Source organism: Asticcacaulis currens, from assembly GCF_028550395.1.
In the GTDB taxonomy this organism is placed as follows: domain Bacteria; phylum Pseudomonadota; class Alphaproteobacteria; order Caulobacterales; family Caulobacteraceae; genus Asticcacaulis; species Asticcacaulis currens.
In genome coordinates this window covers 41,059-57,084 of sequence record NZ_JAQQKW010000002.1, presented here as the reverse complement: position 1 = coordinate 57,084, position 16,026 = coordinate 41,059, and the positions used below count along the sequence as shown (strand labels likewise).

Annotated in this window: 11 protein-coding genes; 8 read left to right on the top strand and 3 right to left on the bottom strand. The window is 61.7% G+C overall.

The genetic code is table 11. The features are described 5' to 3' along the window. Nucleotides 1-48: 48 nt before the first annotated feature. Nucleotides 49-504 carry an Lrp/AsnC ligand binding domain-containing protein gene (locus PQU94_RS03430; protein WP_272740101.1) on the top strand — a complete coding sequence of 152 codons (456 nt, stop codon included), beginning with the start codon at nt 49-51 and terminating at the stop codon, nt 502-504. Nucleotides 505-551: 47 nt separating this feature from the next. Next, nucleotides 552-2,861: a GH36-type glycosyl hydrolase domain-containing protein gene (locus PQU94_RS03425; protein ID WP_272740100.1), complete on the top strand. Its 2,310-nt coding sequence runs from the start codon at nt 552-554 to the stop codon at nt 2,859-2,861. A 3-nt stretch (nt 2,862-2,864) separates the two neighbouring features. Here PQU94_RS03425 and PQU94_RS03420 read toward each other — a convergent pair whose 3' ends face one another. Continuing rightward, nucleotides 2,865-5,135 carry a glycoside hydrolase family 127 protein gene (locus tag PQU94_RS03420; protein ID WP_272740099.1) on the bottom strand — a complete coding sequence of 757 codons (2,271 nt, stop codon included), beginning with the start codon at nt 5,133-5,135 and terminating at the stop codon, nt 2,865-2,867. Nucleotides 5,136-5,342: 207 nt separating this feature from the next. Between PQU94_RS03420 and pelA the strand changes: the two genes are divergently transcribed. From pelA to PQU94_RS03405, 3 genes are all read left to right on the top strand, one after another. After that, a complete protein-coding gene (gene pelA / locus PQU94_RS03415) occupies nt 5,343-6,638 on the top strand; it encodes a pectate lyase (RefSeq protein ID WP_272740098.1) in 1,296 nt (431 codons plus the stop codon). Nucleotides 6,639-6,817: 179 nt separating this feature from the next. Beyond that, the gene (locus tag PQU94_RS03410) at nt 6,818-7,270 is read left to right on the top strand and encodes a response regulator (protein ID WP_272740097.1); all 453 of its coding nucleotides are present in this window, start codon (nt 6,818-6,820) and stop codon (nt 7,268-7,270) included. Between the two features lie 190 nt (nt 7,271-7,460). Continuing rightward, nucleotides 7,461-7,958: a hypothetical protein gene (locus PQU94_RS03405; RefSeq protein ID WP_272740096.1), complete on the top strand. Its 498-nt coding sequence runs from the start codon at nt 7,461-7,463 to the stop codon at nt 7,956-7,958. A gap of 3 nt (nt 7,959-7,961) precedes the next feature. Here PQU94_RS03405 and PQU94_RS03400 read toward each other — a convergent pair whose 3' ends face one another. Beyond that, the gene (locus PQU94_RS03400) at nt 7,962-11,354 is read right to left on the bottom strand and encodes a trifunctional glycoside hydrolase family 18/polysaccharide deacetylase/glycosyltransferase family 2 protein (protein WP_272740095.1); all 3,393 of its coding nucleotides are present in this window, start codon (nt 11,352-11,354) and stop codon (nt 7,962-7,964) included. A 219-nt stretch (nt 11,355-11,573) separates the two neighbouring features. Here PQU94_RS03400 and PQU94_RS03395 point away from each other — a divergent pair, with 219 nt between their 5' ends. Continuing rightward, the gene (locus tag PQU94_RS03395; RefSeq protein ID WP_272740094.1) at nt 11,574-12,827 is read left to right on the top strand and encodes a pectate lyase; all 1,254 of its coding nucleotides are present in this window, start codon (nt 11,574-11,576) and stop codon (nt 12,825-12,827) included. A gap of 3 nt (nt 12,828-12,830) precedes the next feature. Here PQU94_RS03395 and PQU94_RS03390 read toward each other — a convergent pair whose 3' ends face one another. Continuing rightward, complete coding sequence (locus PQU94_RS03390; RefSeq protein WP_272740093.1) at nt 12,831-13,751, bottom strand: ribokinase; 921 nt, start codon at nt 13,749-13,751, stop codon at nt 12,831-12,833. Nucleotides 13,752-13,920: 169 nt separating this feature from the next. Here PQU94_RS03390 and PQU94_RS03385 point away from each other — a divergent pair, with 169 nt between their 5' ends. Next, a complete protein-coding gene (locus PQU94_RS03385) occupies nt 13,921-14,874 on the top strand; it encodes a DUF2608 domain-containing protein (protein WP_272740092.1) in 954 nt (317 codons plus the stop codon). A 5-nt stretch (nt 14,875-14,879) separates the two neighbouring features. Further along, nucleotides 14,880-15,857 (top strand): nucleoside hydrolase, encoded by a 978-nt coding sequence (locus PQU94_RS03380; protein ID WP_272740091.1) that lies wholly within the window; start codon nt 14,880-14,882, stop codon nt 15,855-15,857. Nucleotides 15,858-16,026: the final 169 nt, after the last annotated feature.

Here is a 16,026-nt window from a genome sequence, read left to right as displayed (position 1 = left end):
GCCAATTTCATGCGAATCTTCTGCGCGAAACCGGAACGGGAAAACGCCATGCTGGATGAGATCGACCGCAGGATTCTGCGCCTGCTGCAAGCGGATGGGCGCATGACCAATCAGGCGCTGGCCGAGGCGGTGCACGTGTCACCGGCGGCTTGCTTTGACCGCGTCAAGCGCCTGAAGGCCAATGGCTATATTTTGGGCACCATGGCCATTCTGGATCCGGTCAAGCTGGATCGTGCCCTGCTGATCTTCGTCGAGGTGCTGCTCGATCGCACGACCGAGGACGTGTTCGATGCCTTTCGCCACGCCGTGACGCGCCAGCCGGAAATCTTGGAATGTCATATGGTGGCAGGTGGTTTCGACTATCTGATCAAGGCGCGGGTTAAGGACATGGCGGCATATCGGCAGTTTCTGGGTGACGCGCTGGTGTCATTGCCCGGTGTGCGTGAAACCCGCACCTATGCGGTGCTGGAAGAGGTCAAAAACGCCATCGCCCTGCCGGTTTAGTCGGCAGGCTGTCTTGACCCGACAACGTTGTCGTGTTTTGAAGCGATATGCGCCTGATCACCCTGACCCCCGATTCCTGTACCCTGACCTCGGCCACGGCCATGCCGCGTGCCTCCGGTTTTCTGTGGAACTGCAAGATGATGCTGCACGCGACCTGTCGCGGCTTCGTCACGGCCCAGCACATGCAACCGGAGCCGGCCAAATACAGCCACGCGCCGGTCGTGGAGGGCAAGACCTTCATGCTGCCGGAAACGGCGCACTACGCCCATCATCCGGGGCGGTTTGTCTATGTGCGCGATCTGGTCAGTCAGCGGCATTTCTCCGTGCCGCATGAGCCGGTGCGCCGTGCGCCAAAGGCCTTTACCTTTACGCAGCATCCGGAACGGCTGGAATGGTCGGTCGAACAGGACGATCTCGATATCCGCTGGAGCCTGGTCCTGCCCGTCGATGAGGCGGTCGAACTGTGGCGACTGGAAATCCGTAACCGGCTGGATATAGAGCGCGCGCTGCGCATCGTGCCCTATTTCTCGGTCGGCTATATGAGCTGGATGAATCAGGGCGCGCGCTTTAATGCCGACCTGAATGCGGTTATCGCCAGCTCCGTAACCGCCTATCAGAAGATAGACGATTACTTTAAAAACCATCACCTTAAAGACAAAACCTTCCTCACGTGTGATCGTCTCCCTGACGCCTTTGAGACGCGGCGCGAAGACTTCGAAGGCGAGGGTGGGCTGAGCGATCCGGACATGCTGCGTGCAGGGCTTGCTGGCGGCGAGGCGCTCTATGAAACGCCCGCGGCGGTGCTGCAATTCGATCAGACGCTGGAGGCCAATGAGACTCAGGTCTGGCATTTTGTTTTTGGTCCGGCCTTTGATGAGGCCGAGGTGGCGTGCCTGAAAGCCGCCTATCTGGGGCCTGAGGCCTTTGAGCGCGTCTGTGGTGAGGCGCGCGCTTATGTCGAACAGGGACGCGGCGTGTTGGCCATCGAAACGCCGGATACGCATTTCGACGCCTTCATGAACCGCTGGCTGGCGCGGCAGGTCTATTATCACGGCGACACCAACCGGCTGACCACCGATCCGCAGACGCGCAACTATCTTCAGGACGCGCTGGGCATGGTGTTTGTGCGCCCGCAAAGCGCCAGAGAGTCGCTGCTCTATGCCCTCTCAAAGCAAAACGCCGACGGCTCTATGCCTGACGGCATCAAACTCTATGACGGGGCGCAGTTCAGCTACATCAATCAGGTGCCGCATACCGACCATTGTGTGTGGCTGTTTATCCTGCTTGAGGCCTATCTCGATGAGACCGACGACTATGCGGTGCTGGACGCCGAGGTTGACGGTCAAGGCGTGCGGGCGCGGCTGGAGGCGGCGCTGCGCTGGCTGCTCAAGACCCGCGACCATCGCCGGCTAAGCTATATTGATCAGGGCGACTGGAACGACCCGATGAATATGGTCGGCTGGAAGGGCAAGGGGGTCTCCGGCTGGCTGACCCTCGCCGTGGCCTATGCGCTGCGTCTGTGGGTGCGCCTGTCGGGAGAGACGCAGCCCTGGGCCGCCGAAGCCGAGGCGATGAACGCCGCCATGAATACGCATCTGTGGGACGGTGACTGGTTCGGACGGGGGATCACCGACGACGATGTGGCCTTCGGCATCAGGCGCGATCCGGAGGGGCGGCTGTACCTCAATCCGCAGAGTTTTGCCCTTCTGTCGGGCGCGGCCTCGGAAGCGCAGGCCGAGCGCATGGTGCAGGCCGTGGCGGCGGAACTTGAGACGCCCTATGGCGTCGAAATGCTGGGCCCACCCTACACAAAGATGCGCGAAGATGTCGGTCGTCTGACGCAAAAATCGCCCGGCGTGGCGGAAAATGGCTCGGTCTATAACCACGCAGCGGCCTTTTATATCTATAGCCTGACGCAGGTGAAGAAGGGGGAGAAAGCATTTGAACTGATGCGTAAAATGCTCGCCGGTGTCGATGAATCCGACTATGTGCAGCGCGGTCAGTTTCCGGTCTTCATCCCCAACTATTACCGCGGTGATTTCCATGCCCATCCGCGCACGGCGGGCCGGTCTTCGCAGTTGTTCAACACCGGCACCGTGGCCTGGGTCTATCGCAGTCTGATCGAGGGCCTGTTCGGCCTGAAGGGCACGCGCGAGGGCTTAAGCGTGCAGCCTTGTCTGCCCGCGCACTGGACCGAGGCCAGGGCGACGCGTCAGTTCCGCGGATCGACCTACCACGTCACCTATCGCCGGGGAGGCACTCCGGGTCTGACCCTCAATGGTCGGCCCGTTGTGGGCAACGTGCTGACCTTACCTGAACAGCCAGGCGTATTTGAGGTCGAGGTCGGTCTTCAGTAAGCCTTAAACCTTTGCGGCGCGCAAAATCCGCGCCTCATAGACATTGGCCCACTGATCGCGGTCAGCCTCGAAGCGCACCCGCACCTTGCTCTTGCCCGCCGTCACCGCCGGGGGCAGGGGGTAGGTGAGGATATTGCGCGCCACCGTTGCCTCGCCGGTCAGAGTCTCGGTCGCCAGCACCTGACCTTCGACCAGCAGGCGGAAGGATTTGTTGCGGTCACGCCCGGCATAGGCGACCTGTAGCACCAGCGGCCCTTCGGCGGTTTTCAGATCAAAAGCCAGATAGCCCTTTTGAATCAACCGCCCGCGTTCAGCGATATGGGTGATGGTCGCCGTATTGGGCGTGCCGTCAAAGGCGTGATCGGTTTCCGGCTGCTGTTCACCCAGCCTAATAAAATCGACGGTACGCGCGGCCATATCGGCGCGGTCCTTGGCCGCCTGACGCCATACGGCCTCTTCACCAACCCATTCCGCGCTGCCGAACCGGCGGAAATAGACGGCGGTGCGGTTGCGGTGTTGCAGGAAAAAAGGCTTCAGGCTGAGGTCGCCCGGCTTGCCCTGCGTCCCCAGTCGATACTGATGCAGGCCTCCGGCGGCGACCAGTTGAGGCGCCGCCTCATCGGACACCAGAGCCGGATCGACGCCTTCCCACGGCTGATCCGACGGGCCAAGATCACCGGCCAGCACCAGTGGCCCGCTGAGGAAGGCGATCAGTTTGGCATCGTCCGGCATGGCTTCGACGCGGACGGGCATGGGCAGGCGTAACTCAACACGGTCGCCGCTTTTCAGCCCCGTTAGCCGCAGATAGCCGTTGTGACGCACACCCGCAGCCTTGCCGTTCAACCTGACCACCGGCGCGCTGCACCAACCGGGCACTCGCAAAAGCAGTGCCTTGGGGGCCTTGCGCACCGTGATCACCACCTGATCGGACAGGGGGAAGGCGGTGTCCATGTCAAGCTGCGCTTCGGGCGCGGTCAGGGTCGAGGCGTAATAGAGGTTCACCGCCACGGCATCGCCACGCCGCCACCAGATGCTTTCGCCATGTTTGGAATGGCTTTCCATGCCCGACCCGACGCAGCACCAGAAGTCATTGGTCGGGTCCGAATGCACGCGCCCCAGACCGGAGGCCAGTCCGGAGAAATAGGTGAACATGCCCGTTTGCGGGTCTTGCTGGCTCATAATGTGGTTGAGATGTGCCCGCTCGTAGAAATCGAACAGGGCTGCATCGCCGCTCCAGCCATAGAGATGGCGCGTTAGACGCAGCATATTGTAGCTGTTGCAGGCCTCGCAGGTCTGTTGATCGAGCCGGTTGGCCAGTTGCCGTGGCGCACCGAAATGTTCGTGGTCGGAATTGCCTCCGATGACGTAGGAGTGGTCGCGCGTCACGGTCTGCCAGAAAAAGCGCGCAATGCGGGCGTCGTCGGCATTTTGCGTCAGCTCGTAAAGGCGGGCGGAGCCGACGATCTTGGGGATCTGCGTATTGGCGTGCTTTCCGGCCAGTTCGTCCCGCCCGGCGGCCAGGGGATCGATAATGGCACGGTGGCGCAGGCGCTGCGACAGGGTCAGCCAGCGAGGGTTTTTCGTTCGCGCATAGAGTTCGGCATAGGACTCGGTCAGGCCGCCATGTTCGGCGCGCAGAATTTCCTGAATTTGCGCATCGCTGAGACCTTCGAGAATGGTCCCCAGATAGTCCCCCAGCCCTGTGGCGACGGTCAGACCGTCGTCAAGCCCGGCGTGCTGATGCGCGTCGAGCGTCCCGGCCATCACCTTGTGAAAGGTATAAAGCGGCACCCAGCCACCGTTCAGGTCAAAGCCCGCCGTGCGGATGTCGCCTCTGCGCAACTCCTCATAGACGACCTTGCCATCCACCTCCTGCCCGTTGCGGCCGACGGTCGTGCCGCCCGCATAGCCGTCGCCCTGTTTGGCCTGAACGGTCTTCAATTCGCTCAGCACATAGGCGGCGCGGTCACGAAATTCGGGTTTGCCCGTCTGCGCGTACATCAGTGACAGAGCGGAAAGGTAGTGGCCCAAACTATGGCCCGCAATGCCGCGCGCTTCCCAGCCGCCATAGACCTCGCCCTTGGGGTCCAGCCCGGCACCCTTGCGGAAATTGTGCAGAAAGCGGTCGGGCGACAGCGACAGGAGATAACGCTGGTTGGCCTCGATTGAGGTCAGAAAGATCGACGGCTTGAGCCGCACCTGCGACAGAGGAAACGGCTTAGCGGATATAGGGTCAGGCGTCACGGCCCCGGCGGCGCTCGCGCCCACAGCCATTCCCAATCCCGCAACCGTCACACCCCGTCGCGTCCAGCCGTGCATAACGTTTCTCCAGTCTTTGTTTTTCGTACTATATCCTTTCATTTGTCTGAGTAAAATCAAACTTGCACAGAGCGACGGATTTCGCCTTGCCACACGTTTGACACCGGTATCATATATACCCAACCATAACAGACGCCACTCACTGTCTTCCGGGGAAATGCCATGCACCGCCGCACCTTACTCACCTGCCTTGCCGCCTTGCCACTTACGGCGCCCATAGCCGCCCGCGCCGCTCAGATCGGCGTGAATACGCCGTTTCCGCCCTTGAGCCCGGAACGTATCCGCGCGCTGATCCCGGCACCGGAGCAGGCGGCATGGCTCGATTATCTGAAGCGGTCGCAGGCGCAACTGGCTGCCGATCAGGCCGCACTTCTGGCCGAACGCAAGGGGCTGAGCGTCATTCCGGCCGAACCGAAGAGCGGCAACGGCGAAAAGACCATGCCGCTCGATAAACCGGCAGCGTGGTACGCCTCGGCAGAGGGCCGCAAGGTCGCCGATAATATCGTCAGCTTCCAGACGCCGGCGGGGGGCTGGGGCAAGAACCAGCCGCACGACACCGAACCGCGCGTCCGGGGACAGCACTATGTGGCGGGCAACAGCCTGCAAACCAAGCCCGCCGGCGATTTTGATGCACCGACCCTACCGGACTGGAGCTATGTCGGGACCATCGACAATGACGCCACCCTGACCGAAACGCGGTTTCTGGCGCTGGCCTTCAATGCCACACAGGACGCGCGTTACCGCGATGGCGCGATACGGGGCCTGACCTACCTGCTTAATGCGCAGTTCCCTAACGGCGGCTGGCCACAGGTCTGGCCGCTGATGGGGGGCTATCATGACGCCCTGACGCTCAACGACAATGCGATGATTTCGGTGTCGCGCCTGATGGGCGATGTCGGGCGGGCAGAGTCCGCTTTCGCCTTCGTCCCCGCCGAGGTGCGCGCGCGTTGTCTGGCGGCGGAACAACGCGCTCTGGCTATATTTCTGAAGGCGCAGGTGGTCATCGACGGAAAACTGACCCTGTGGGCGCAGCAGTATGATGCCCTGACCCTGACCCCCTGTTCGGCCCGCAATTACGAGATGCCGTCGCTCAGTTCGGCCGAAAGCGGTTCTCTGCTGGTCTATCTGATGCAGCAGCCCAACCCTTCAGTCGAGATGAAGGCGGCGATCGTGGCGGGTGTCGAAACCCTTGAAGCGCTGAAAATCATGGGCAAGGGCTTTGAACGTACCCCTGATGGTCAGGATCGTCGTCTGGTGGACAGGCCAGGTGCGGGCCCCATCTGGTCACGCTATTACGATCTGAAAACGCTGAAACCCATCTTTGGTAACCGCACAAAAACGCTTCACGACACGATTGACGATGTCGAACCGGAGCGTCGTCGCGGCTATTCGTGGTTCGGCAACGGTCCGCAAAGCGCGCTCAAGGCCTATGTCGCCTGGAAGGCGAAATTCGGCTAAGCCGATCCCAATGGAAAACTTATCATCGGCGTGATCACTTAGGGCGGAGTGACCTCCCACAGGACGGTCGTTCCGCTCTAAGTCTATATCCGGAGCGATGTTTTCGCAGAAAACCGCTCACGCCGTTTCTGCGCATCGCTGTGGGTGCAAACAGAAAAAAACGTCTCGAAGTCATCTGCATGGCCAAACCCCACCCGGCCTCCCATTCGCCTCTTTCGTCCCTGTCGCCCTCAGCGGCCAGTGCCGTGCGCATTTTGCTGGTGGAGGATAATCCCGCCAATGCGCTGGTCGCTGGCCTGTTTCTGGAACAGATGGGCTATGAGCATGATCGCGCTGAAAATGGCCGCGAGGCGCTGGAATCGTTCGCAGCGGGTCACTACGGCCTTGTGCTGATGGACCTTCAGATGCCGGAGATGGACGGATACGAGGCCACGCGCCGCATCCGGGCTATGGAGCGGGATACGGGGCGCGATGCTGTCCCCATAGTGGCGCTGACGGCGCACGCGCTCAGCGGGGACCGTGAGGCCTGTCTGGCGGCCGGTATGGATGATTACCTCTCTAAACCTTTCAAGCCGGAGGAGTTGCGGGCGTGCCTGACACGCCTGACCGGCGTGCCGCGACCCGCCGCATAAGACGGCGCACGGCGTCCGCAAACACGCCATCGCGCGCCATCAGCCGTTGCACAATCGGCTCTGACAACAGGTCTTCGAGGTCAGAAGACATCCGCTCATCCTCCGTGGATTTTTCACTTTGCGACTCGTTCTCAATAATGCTAATGAGAATTATTCGCAATTGTTTAATCGGCGCAGGAGGTCGGTTTTCATGTCAGACACATCTATTGCCCGTCGGGGGCGGGACCTTCGGCATTTGCGCTACGCCGAGCACTTTATGATCTGGGCGTTGCGCACCTCGGTCGCCTGTTCGCCGCGCTGCCGTCTGCTGCAACGCGAATTTGTCCATGCCTTCGGGCCGGACCCAGCGGAGGGACTGACAGCGTTCCACGGCTGGCTTCTGGCGCTGGCCAAAGGTCGGCGGCGACTGGAAATCGGACGTCCGGGCCTGATCGAACTGACCCGTGACGAGGCGTTGCTGCTGAGCCTGCAGACCGCGGCGCAGATGAGTGAGGCGGCGCACTTCACCGCTCTGGGGCGCTTCATCATGGGCGGCGAGCCCGACGCCGGGCTCTATTCGGCGGCCAGCGCCCTGATGAGTCTGATGGACCGCCGAGGTCATGGGCTGCCGGTGTCCGTCTCCATGGGGCGTGAGCCGCCGACCGCCTTGCCCTGCGTCGGCAACCGGCCGCAACTGAAAGCGGTTTAGGCTTTACGGTTGTTGGTTTTGGCCTGTCGATGACGCCGGGGCAACCCGTCCGCTGCGTTCCAGCTTGCCCCAGCCCACCGAACGGCCACGTCCGGCAGAGGCCAGCGCCTTCAGCACAACATAGTACATGATCTGGCGATAGACGAAGCGTTGCGACAGGAGCCAGAAAACGGGATAGCGTTTTTCTCTCGGCTCCAGCATGTAGGCGATCCAGCCGCACAGGGCGTCGATGGCGACAAAGACGGCCCAGTAGAGCAGCATCCGTTCCAGCGTGCCGTCCGTCTGATCCAGTCCATGCTGGCTGATCGTCCATATCGTGGCGGCCACGTTGATCAGCAGGGCCAGATCAATCAGGGGCGAAATCACCGAGAATCCGATCTGGAAAATCCACGCCTGCGGCAGGCCGATATGCGCCAGTCCTTTCGGCTTGCCTTCACGCAGGATGCGGCGGTGCTTCCACAGGCATTGAAGGGTGCCAAAAGCCCAGCGATAGCGCTGCTTGATCAGGGCGGCAAAACTTTCGGGCGCTTCGGTCCACGCCACGGCGTCCTGATCATAAGCCACGGCCCAACCCCGGCGCTGAATGGCGATGGTTAGATCCTGATCCTCGGCCAGGGTGTCGTGCGGATAGCCGCCGACCTCTTCCAGTGCCGCGCGTCGCCACGCGCCGACGGCACCGGGCACCACCATCATGGCGCCAAAGGTGGCCAGAGCCGACCGCTCCAGATTCTGCGCCGTAACATACTCCACCCCCTGCCAGCGGGTGACGAAGTTGAAGCGGTTGCCCACCTTGGCATTGCCCGCCACCGCGCCGATTTCCGGCTTGATGAACCAGCGCACAAGGCGCGCAATGGTTTCCGGTTCGAACTGCGTATCGGCATCGAGCGCGATGATGATTTCGCCCCTGGCTCTGGCAATACCGGTATTAACGGCAGTGGCCTTACCGGCATTGGCCTGTGTGATCAGGGTGACGCGTGCATCATCGGCAAAAGCGCGGGCGACGATGGCGCTGGTCTCGTCCTTCGATCCGTCATCGACCACCACGACCTCAAGATCGACATCGACACTGGTCAGGACGCGGCGCACCGAGGCTTCGATGACGCGGGCCTCGTTATAGGCCGGGATAATGACGCTGACGCGGCGCGACCGAACGAAGGCTTCTATCGTACCATCTTCGGTTTCGGCGGGCGGGTCCATGTGCCCACTATAGTCGGCCCAGATCGCCATGACGCTCAGGGTAATGGCTCGCGTCACGCCCAGTACGATGGCGGCAATAAACAGCCATTGCAGGCCCACAGCTCCCCAGGCCAGCAACATAAAGACGCCGACATCGAAGCGCACCGCCGCCAGATCATTGCCGGAAAGAGTCGGCATGGCCTGAGCCGCGGGCAGGTCGGTCAGACCGCTGACGGTCGTAAACTGATAGCCTTGCGCCTTGAGGGCGCGAATGATTTGCGGCAGGGCGTCAATGGTCTGCTGACGGTCACCGCCGGAATCGTGCAACAACACGATCTGACCCGAGCGGCAGTTATTGAAGTCTTCCTTACAGGCCTCAGACGCGGCGCTGGCGGCCCCGTCGGCGACGCCTTTGAGCACATTTTTTATGATCGCCTGAACGCCCGGCTTTTGCCAGTCTTCGGAATCGACGTGCAGGCCGACGCTGGTATAGCCCATCCGCTGCCCTAGCAGCACCGGCGCCAGTTCGTTTTCGGTCGTCGGTTCGGCGTCCCCGAAATAGGGGGCCCGCAGCCAGCGCAGGGAGCGTCCCGTATAGGCTTCGACCACGCGCTGGGTCGAGTTCAGCTCTACCCGTGCCCATTCGGCGGGTATATTCGCCATATTGGGGTGGGTGTAGGTGTGATTGCCCAGTTCATGCCCCTGCGCCAGCATGGTCTTCAGCAGAAACGGATGCCCCAGCGCCTTTTCACCGATCACAAAGAAGGTGGCCGGGACGTGTTCGGCCTTCAGAACCTCCAGTACCTTGGGCGTCCATTTGGGGTCGGGGCCATCATCGAAGGTCAGGGCGATATAGCCGGGCTTGAACCCGGTGCGGCGCACCACATAGGGGGTGGGCAGGGTCTGATAGGTCTGGTTCTGGGCGACGCGCTGGGCGTCAAATTCGACCTTGCGGTGACCGAAGGTGGGGGTGGCGCTGATGCGCAGCACTTCGCCAGCCCCTTCGACATCGACATTGCCGGCCGGTTTCAGCGTCGTCAGGTCGGGCGTGGTCCGGCCCTGAAAATGCGCAAAGTCCTGCCAGATGCCGGGGTCTTCCGAGCCGAGACGCCAGAGCGCCACGCCATAGGCATCGGAAGCGTGCACGGCCAGAAGCTGATTCCACGCGCTCACCGCGTCCAGCAGCCACACCTCGTGATTGACGCCGTTTTCCTGATAGGCGAAGCCGCTATTGCCGGTCGCCCGATCATAGGACACCGGCGCGTCAGAATCGTGCGCGATCAGCCACGCATCACCCACGGTCAGCACGGTCGTGCCGAATTTGGACCAGTCGTAGGCGTAGTTGCCGATACAGACGATGGCCTTTTCCGCCGGGACGACCTTCATGGCCATGGCCAGACGTCCTTCGAACCAGTCCTGCGCCGCGATGGGCCCGGCCTTATCGACCATCGAGTGCTGGTCGTAGATCATCAGGAACAGTTTGTCCGTCACCGCGGCAAAGGCCGACAGGTTCCATTCCGGATCATCGACCGGCACGGTGGCAGTCACCGAATAGCCCTTGACACCGAGACGCGTGCGGGCCTCTTTCAGGAAGGCGAGATAGGGCTTAAGCGCGGCGGGTTCCAGATTTTCAAAGTCGAAGACGACACCCGCCGATTTTTCCTGACGCAGGGTGTCTTCAACCTGCCCCAGAAAGCGGTTGCGGGCGGCAATATCCGTCAGGAGGCGGCGGGTGTTTTCGCGCTCAAAGCCCTTGGGTGCGATATTCTGCACCATGGTCAGAAGGACGGGCGGCTTTTTGGCGGCGGCCCGTGCCTTTTCGAAGCGCACATCCGGCTGATAGACATAGGTGTGCTGAGGGCCGGAAACACTCGCGAAGGCCCCGATGACGACGTCCATTTCACTGGCGTGCGCCTCGAAGGCGGCGCGGCTGCCGTCGTCCCATGGGACGTAAAAACCGATAATTTTTTGAGGCTTGTCGGCGTGCCGGCCCAATGTGCGCAGACGGTGCGGGTGATTGACGTCGTGGGTGCGGAAGTTCCACCGCGAGGCGTGAGACGCTTCCATATGCAGGTCGAGATCGCGCGGCACCGGTACGAACAGGATGGAAAGAATCAGACCCAGAAACAGAAGGGTCGCCGCCGCCGCCAGCGCAATCACGCCCATCAGCGTGGCCTTGTTGCGCTTGCCCGAGGGATCGAAAAAGACCGGTGTTTTCATCTTAGGAACGCTCTGCCCGAAAGGGATACCGGCGCGAAATGCCCGCGCATCGTGTCAAAATTGAGATAACTGCAATCGTTTTTTAGAAGAAGCGGTCGCTTGCCGCAACTCTGCACAGATTCAGGACATAATCGGCAACGGAAACCGGTTACCCTGTTCGTAAAAGGGACCAAATAGCGGCCTGGGACGCTTAACCCAATACCGAACCGGGGAGAATCAATGCGCAACCGCCTTCACCGCCGCACTATGCTTACGGGCCTTGCCGGGGCCGTCGCCTTTCCTGCCCTCGCCGCGCCGTCACCGGCTCTGATCCGCGTGACGACGCTCGATCCGGAAGGCCCGGGATCATTGAAGGCGGCGCTCGACACGCCCGGCCCCCGCATTGTGGTGTTTGACGTCGGTGGCGTGATCGACCTGCAAAAAGCCACCCTGACCCTTCGTGAGCCCTTTTTAACTGTGGCCGGTGAAACCGCACCCTCACCGGGTATCACCCTGATCAGAGGCGGGATCAGCGTTCAGACCCACCATGTGGTTATCCGGCATATCGCCGTAAGGCCGGGATCGGCGGGTATGGCGCCGCGCTCAGGGTTTGAGCCGGACGGGCTTTCCTGTACGGCGGCGCATGACGTGCTGATCGAACAGTGCAGCTTTACCTGGGCGGTCGATGAGGCCCTGTCCGCGTCCGGACCACGGTTCGACGGGGCAACGCCTGACGCATGGCGGCGCAACACCTCGCACACTATTGTGTTCAGAAACAATCTGATCGGCGAAAGTCTTCATCACGCCAGCCACGCCAAAGGCCCACATTCGATGGGCTCTTTGTTTCACGACAATGTGACGGGGGCGCTGTTGATGGGTAATCTCTATGCCCAAAATAATGAGCGTCATCCGCTGATCAAGGGCGGGGCGCAGGCGGTCGTCGTCAACAATGTCTTTGTCAATCCGGGCGCGGCCTGCGCGCAATATACGCTGGTCGAAGACCAGTGGAAGGGGCGGGAGCCCATAGCCGGTAAGCTCCTGTTGCGCGGCAATGTCATGCGCGGCGGGGTGAATACGCGCCCCAATCTCGGCCTGCTGAAGTTTGGCGGGGCAGGGGATCTGGACCTGCACGCCGCCGACAATATCGCCACCTATGCCGACGGAAGCGCAGCCCCTATGGTCACCTGGTATCAGGCGCGGGCGGATGGTTACGAAGATCAGGGCCCCTATCGACCAAAGGCCTATATCCGCGCCTTGCCGAAGGAAAGCCTGTGGCCGCAGGGTTTGAGGTTGCTACCGGCGGACGCGGTCGAAGCCCATGTCTGTCGCCACGTCGGCGCACGGCCGTGGGCGCGCGATCCGATCGACGCCCGTATCATTGCTGAAGCGCAGGCGGGTCGGGGGCGCATTATCGACAGTGAAAACGACGTCGGTGGCTATCCGCAACGGGCCGCGACCCGTCGGGCGTTTCATGAGTCGTATCTTTTAAAGTAGGGCTCAGGCCCGCTCGCGCAGAAACGCCTCTACCTCGGACGCCGTCGGCGCGGCATCGGCCGAGCGGCGGGTCACCGAAATGGCCGACGCCGCCGAGGCGTAGCGCATGGCCGAAACGTAGTCGTCACCCAGAACCAGCCGCGCGGCCAGTGCACCATTGAACACGTCGCCTGCGCCGACCGCATCCACGGCCTCAACCCTGAAGGCGGGCAGGCGGACCAGCTCACCGTCGATCAGACCGGCGCAGCCATTGGCTCCCAGCGTTGTAATGACGGTTTCCGCCCCATGCGCGCGCAGGGTCTGCATGGCGCGGATCAGCGAGTCGTCGTCCTGACCGTCTATACCGGTGAGTTTGGCCAGTTCGGTTTCATTCGGCGTCACCACCTCGCACAGGGGGAGTAGGTCGAATACGCCGGGATCGACGGGGGCGGGGTTGAGGACGGTCTTGACGCCGTTCGCCGTGGCGATTTCCAGCGCGGCTTTTAAGGTATCGAGCGGCGTTTCCAACTGCACGACCAGCGCACCGGAAGCGGCGATTAGTGCCTTAGCGGCCTCGGCATGGGCGGGCGTCAGGCGCGCATTGGCCGCCGACGAGACGACGATCATGTTCTGGCCATCGGGCGCGACAAGGATATTGGCCATGCCAGTGCCGACGCCGTCCAGTGCCACCACCGAGGTCTCATCCACGCCGCGTTTTTTGAGGAAATCGCGCGCCATGACACCGAAATTATCATCCCCCACAGCCCCGACCATGCGCGTTTCGACGCCGGCATGCGCCGCCGCTACCGCCTGATTGAGCCCCTTGCCGCCCATGGCAACCGCCGTGTCGTGGCCCATGATCGTTTCATTGGGTTTGGGCAGGGCATCGACCCGGATGAAGAAGTCCACATTGATCGAACCGAGGACAAGAATAGAGGCGCGCACGGAAATCCCTTCGATACGTCATCGCCAAAAGCAGACGATGAAACGTTTCACAACTGTGTTTTATAACCGACTTTGCCTTGCAGCAGGCGGGGCTCTGATCTAAGCCTGATCCGCCCGTTTTGCCAAGCCGAAGCGCGGCGATCTGGCCTAATCTATTTCAGGAAATCATATGCGTTTCCCACACATTGCCGCCCTGCTGACCGCTATGGCCCTGAGCACAACGTACTGTTCCGGGGTGGCTCTTGCCGCGGCTGAGCATCCGCCCGTACCGGCAGAAGGCTTCTATACGACCTCTGACCTGCGTAGCGCTGCCGATCTGGCGCTGGCCGATCAGGCCGCCAAAAAGCGCGTGCTGTTCGTGGTCGATATCGACGACACCATCCTGACCATGCCGCAGGATCTGGGGTCGGAAGCCTGGCTTTCGGAGCGCATGGCGGCCATCAAGGCCAGAACCCCGGAGGGTGAGACCCCGGATTACGAACCGATCTTTTACGAACAGGCCCTGTGGTATCAGGTAACGAATATGGTGCCCACTCAGGCGGACGGTCCGGCGGTGCTGGCCGGGCTTCAGGAGGCCGGGATTCCCGTCTATGCCCTGACGGCGCGTGACCCGAACCTGCGCGGGCAGACCGAACGGGCCCTGTCGAGGGCCGGTTATGACCTGTCGAAAGCGCCCGATTGCGCCAAACCCCTGTGTACCCGTCGCGGCCGTCTGCGCGACAGCGAAATCCGCGCGGCGGGCGCGGCGCTGAAGGTTACGCTGAGCAATGCCGCCTATAAGGATGTGACGGTTCAGGACGGCGTCATGATGGTCGCGGGTCAGGACAAGGGCACCATGCTCCTGCTGCTGATGGGCAGCCTCGGCAAGTACGATGCCGTCTATTTCCTCGACGACAGTCAGCGCAATATCGACAGCATGGTGCGCGCGGCGAAAATCACGAAAACCCCGGTCTATATTTATCGTTATACCGGCGTCCTGCCTAAGGTCGAGGCGCTGCATAAGGACAAGGCGCGCCTCAGCGCTGCCGATGCGGTGTCAGATGCGACCCGCACCGTCATGTGCCTTCAGGTACAATCCGACCTGTGCACCTACACCCATACGACCGCATACCCTTCGAAATGAGTAAGATGAAGATTATTTTTGACACCGATCCGGGTATCGACGACGCCATGGCGCTGGCCTATCTGGGGGCGCAGCCGCAGGCCGAATTGCTGGCGTTGACGACCGTGTTTGGCAATGGCGGCGTAGATATCACGACACGCAATGCCCTCTATTTGACGCAGCGCTTCGGCATCCATGTGCCGGTCTATCGCGGCGCGCATACGCCGCTGGTTCTGCCCGCCCCAACGCCTGCGCCGCATGTGCACGGCTATGACGGTCTGGGCGATATCGGCGCGCTGGACGGGTTTGAAGGCGCGCCGCAGGCGACCTTTGCGCCTCAGCGCATCGTCGAACTGATCCGCGAATATCCGGGCGAAGTGACACTTCTGGCGGTGGGGCCGCTGACCAATCTGGCTCTGGCGCTTGACCTTGATCCGGAAATCACGGGACTGGTCAAGGAGGTGGTGATCATGGGCGGGGCCTTCGGCTGGGGCCCGCGTCGCGGCAATGTCTCGCCCGTGGCCGAAGCCAATATCATCAATGACCCGCACGCGGCGGACAAGGTCCTGACGGCCAACTGGCCTGTCCGGGCCGTTGGCCTCGATGTCACCACCCAATGTATCCTGTCCACAGCCGCGGCGCGTGAGCTGGGCCGCACAGCGGGTGAAACGGGGCAGTTCCTGTTCGACATCTCGCGCGGCTACGAGAAGCTCTATACCGAACGCGACGGCTTTGCCGGTTGCGCCATGCACGATGTGGCGGCCGCCATCGCCGTCTTCGAACCGCAGCTTTTCGGGTATGCGCGCGGCACCTTACGCGCCGTCACCGAGGGTATCGCCATCGGCCAGACCATACTGAAAGAGGACGGCCGCAGCTTCCCGCCGGGGCCGTGGGATAACCTGCCCGTGCAGGCCGTCTGTCGTGACGTCGATGCCGAGGGCGTACTGGCGCATTATCACACGATATTGAGCGCTCACTACGGGGGCCTGAAAGCCGCTGTCTGATACCAGGGGTCATTGAAAATGACGCTGGATATGCCTTTTAAAATGGAGGCGGACAGCCTCTTCGCCCGTTGATGTTCGCACGTGTTGCGAAAATTTTAGAACGGCATTGCGCATATCGGGACATGAAGTTAGCATAAGCGGACAAAATCAATCATAAGGAAGCGTCCGC

Coding starts and splice junctions, on each gene's coding strand:
- PQU94_RS03430 (WP_272740101.1), top strand. CDS start 49: ATGCTGGATGAGATCGACCGCAGGATTCTGCGCCTGCTGCAAGCGGAT.
- PQU94_RS03425 (WP_272740100.1), top strand. CDS start 552: ATGCGCCTGATCACCCTGACCCCCGATTCCTGTACCCTGACCTCGGCC.
- PQU94_RS03420 (WP_272740099.1), bottom strand. CDS start 5,135: ATGGCTGTGGGCGCGAGCGCCGCCGGGGCCGTGACGCCTGACCCTATA.
- pelA (WP_272740098.1), top strand. CDS start 5,343: ATGCACCGCCGCACCTTACTCACCTGCCTTGCCGCCTTGCCACTTACG.
- PQU94_RS03410 (WP_272740097.1), top strand. CDS start 6,818: ATGGCCAAACCCCACCCGGCCTCCCATTCGCCTCTTTCGTCCCTGTCG.
- PQU94_RS03405 (WP_272740096.1), top strand. CDS start 7,461: ATGTCAGACACATCTATTGCCCGTCGGGGGCGGGACCTTCGGCATTTG.
- PQU94_RS03400 (WP_272740095.1), bottom strand. CDS start 11,354: ATGAAAACACCGGTCTTTTTCGATCCCTCGGGCAAGCGCAACAAGGCC.
- PQU94_RS03395 (WP_272740094.1), top strand. CDS start 11,574: ATGCGCAACCGCCTTCACCGCCGCACTATGCTTACGGGCCTTGCCGGG.
- PQU94_RS03385 (WP_272740092.1), top strand. CDS start 13,921: ATGCGTTTCCCACACATTGCCGCCCTGCTGACCGCTATGGCCCTGAGC.
- PQU94_RS03380 (WP_272740091.1), top strand. CDS start 14,880: ATGAAGATTATTTTTGACACCGATCCGGGTATCGACGACGCCATGGCG.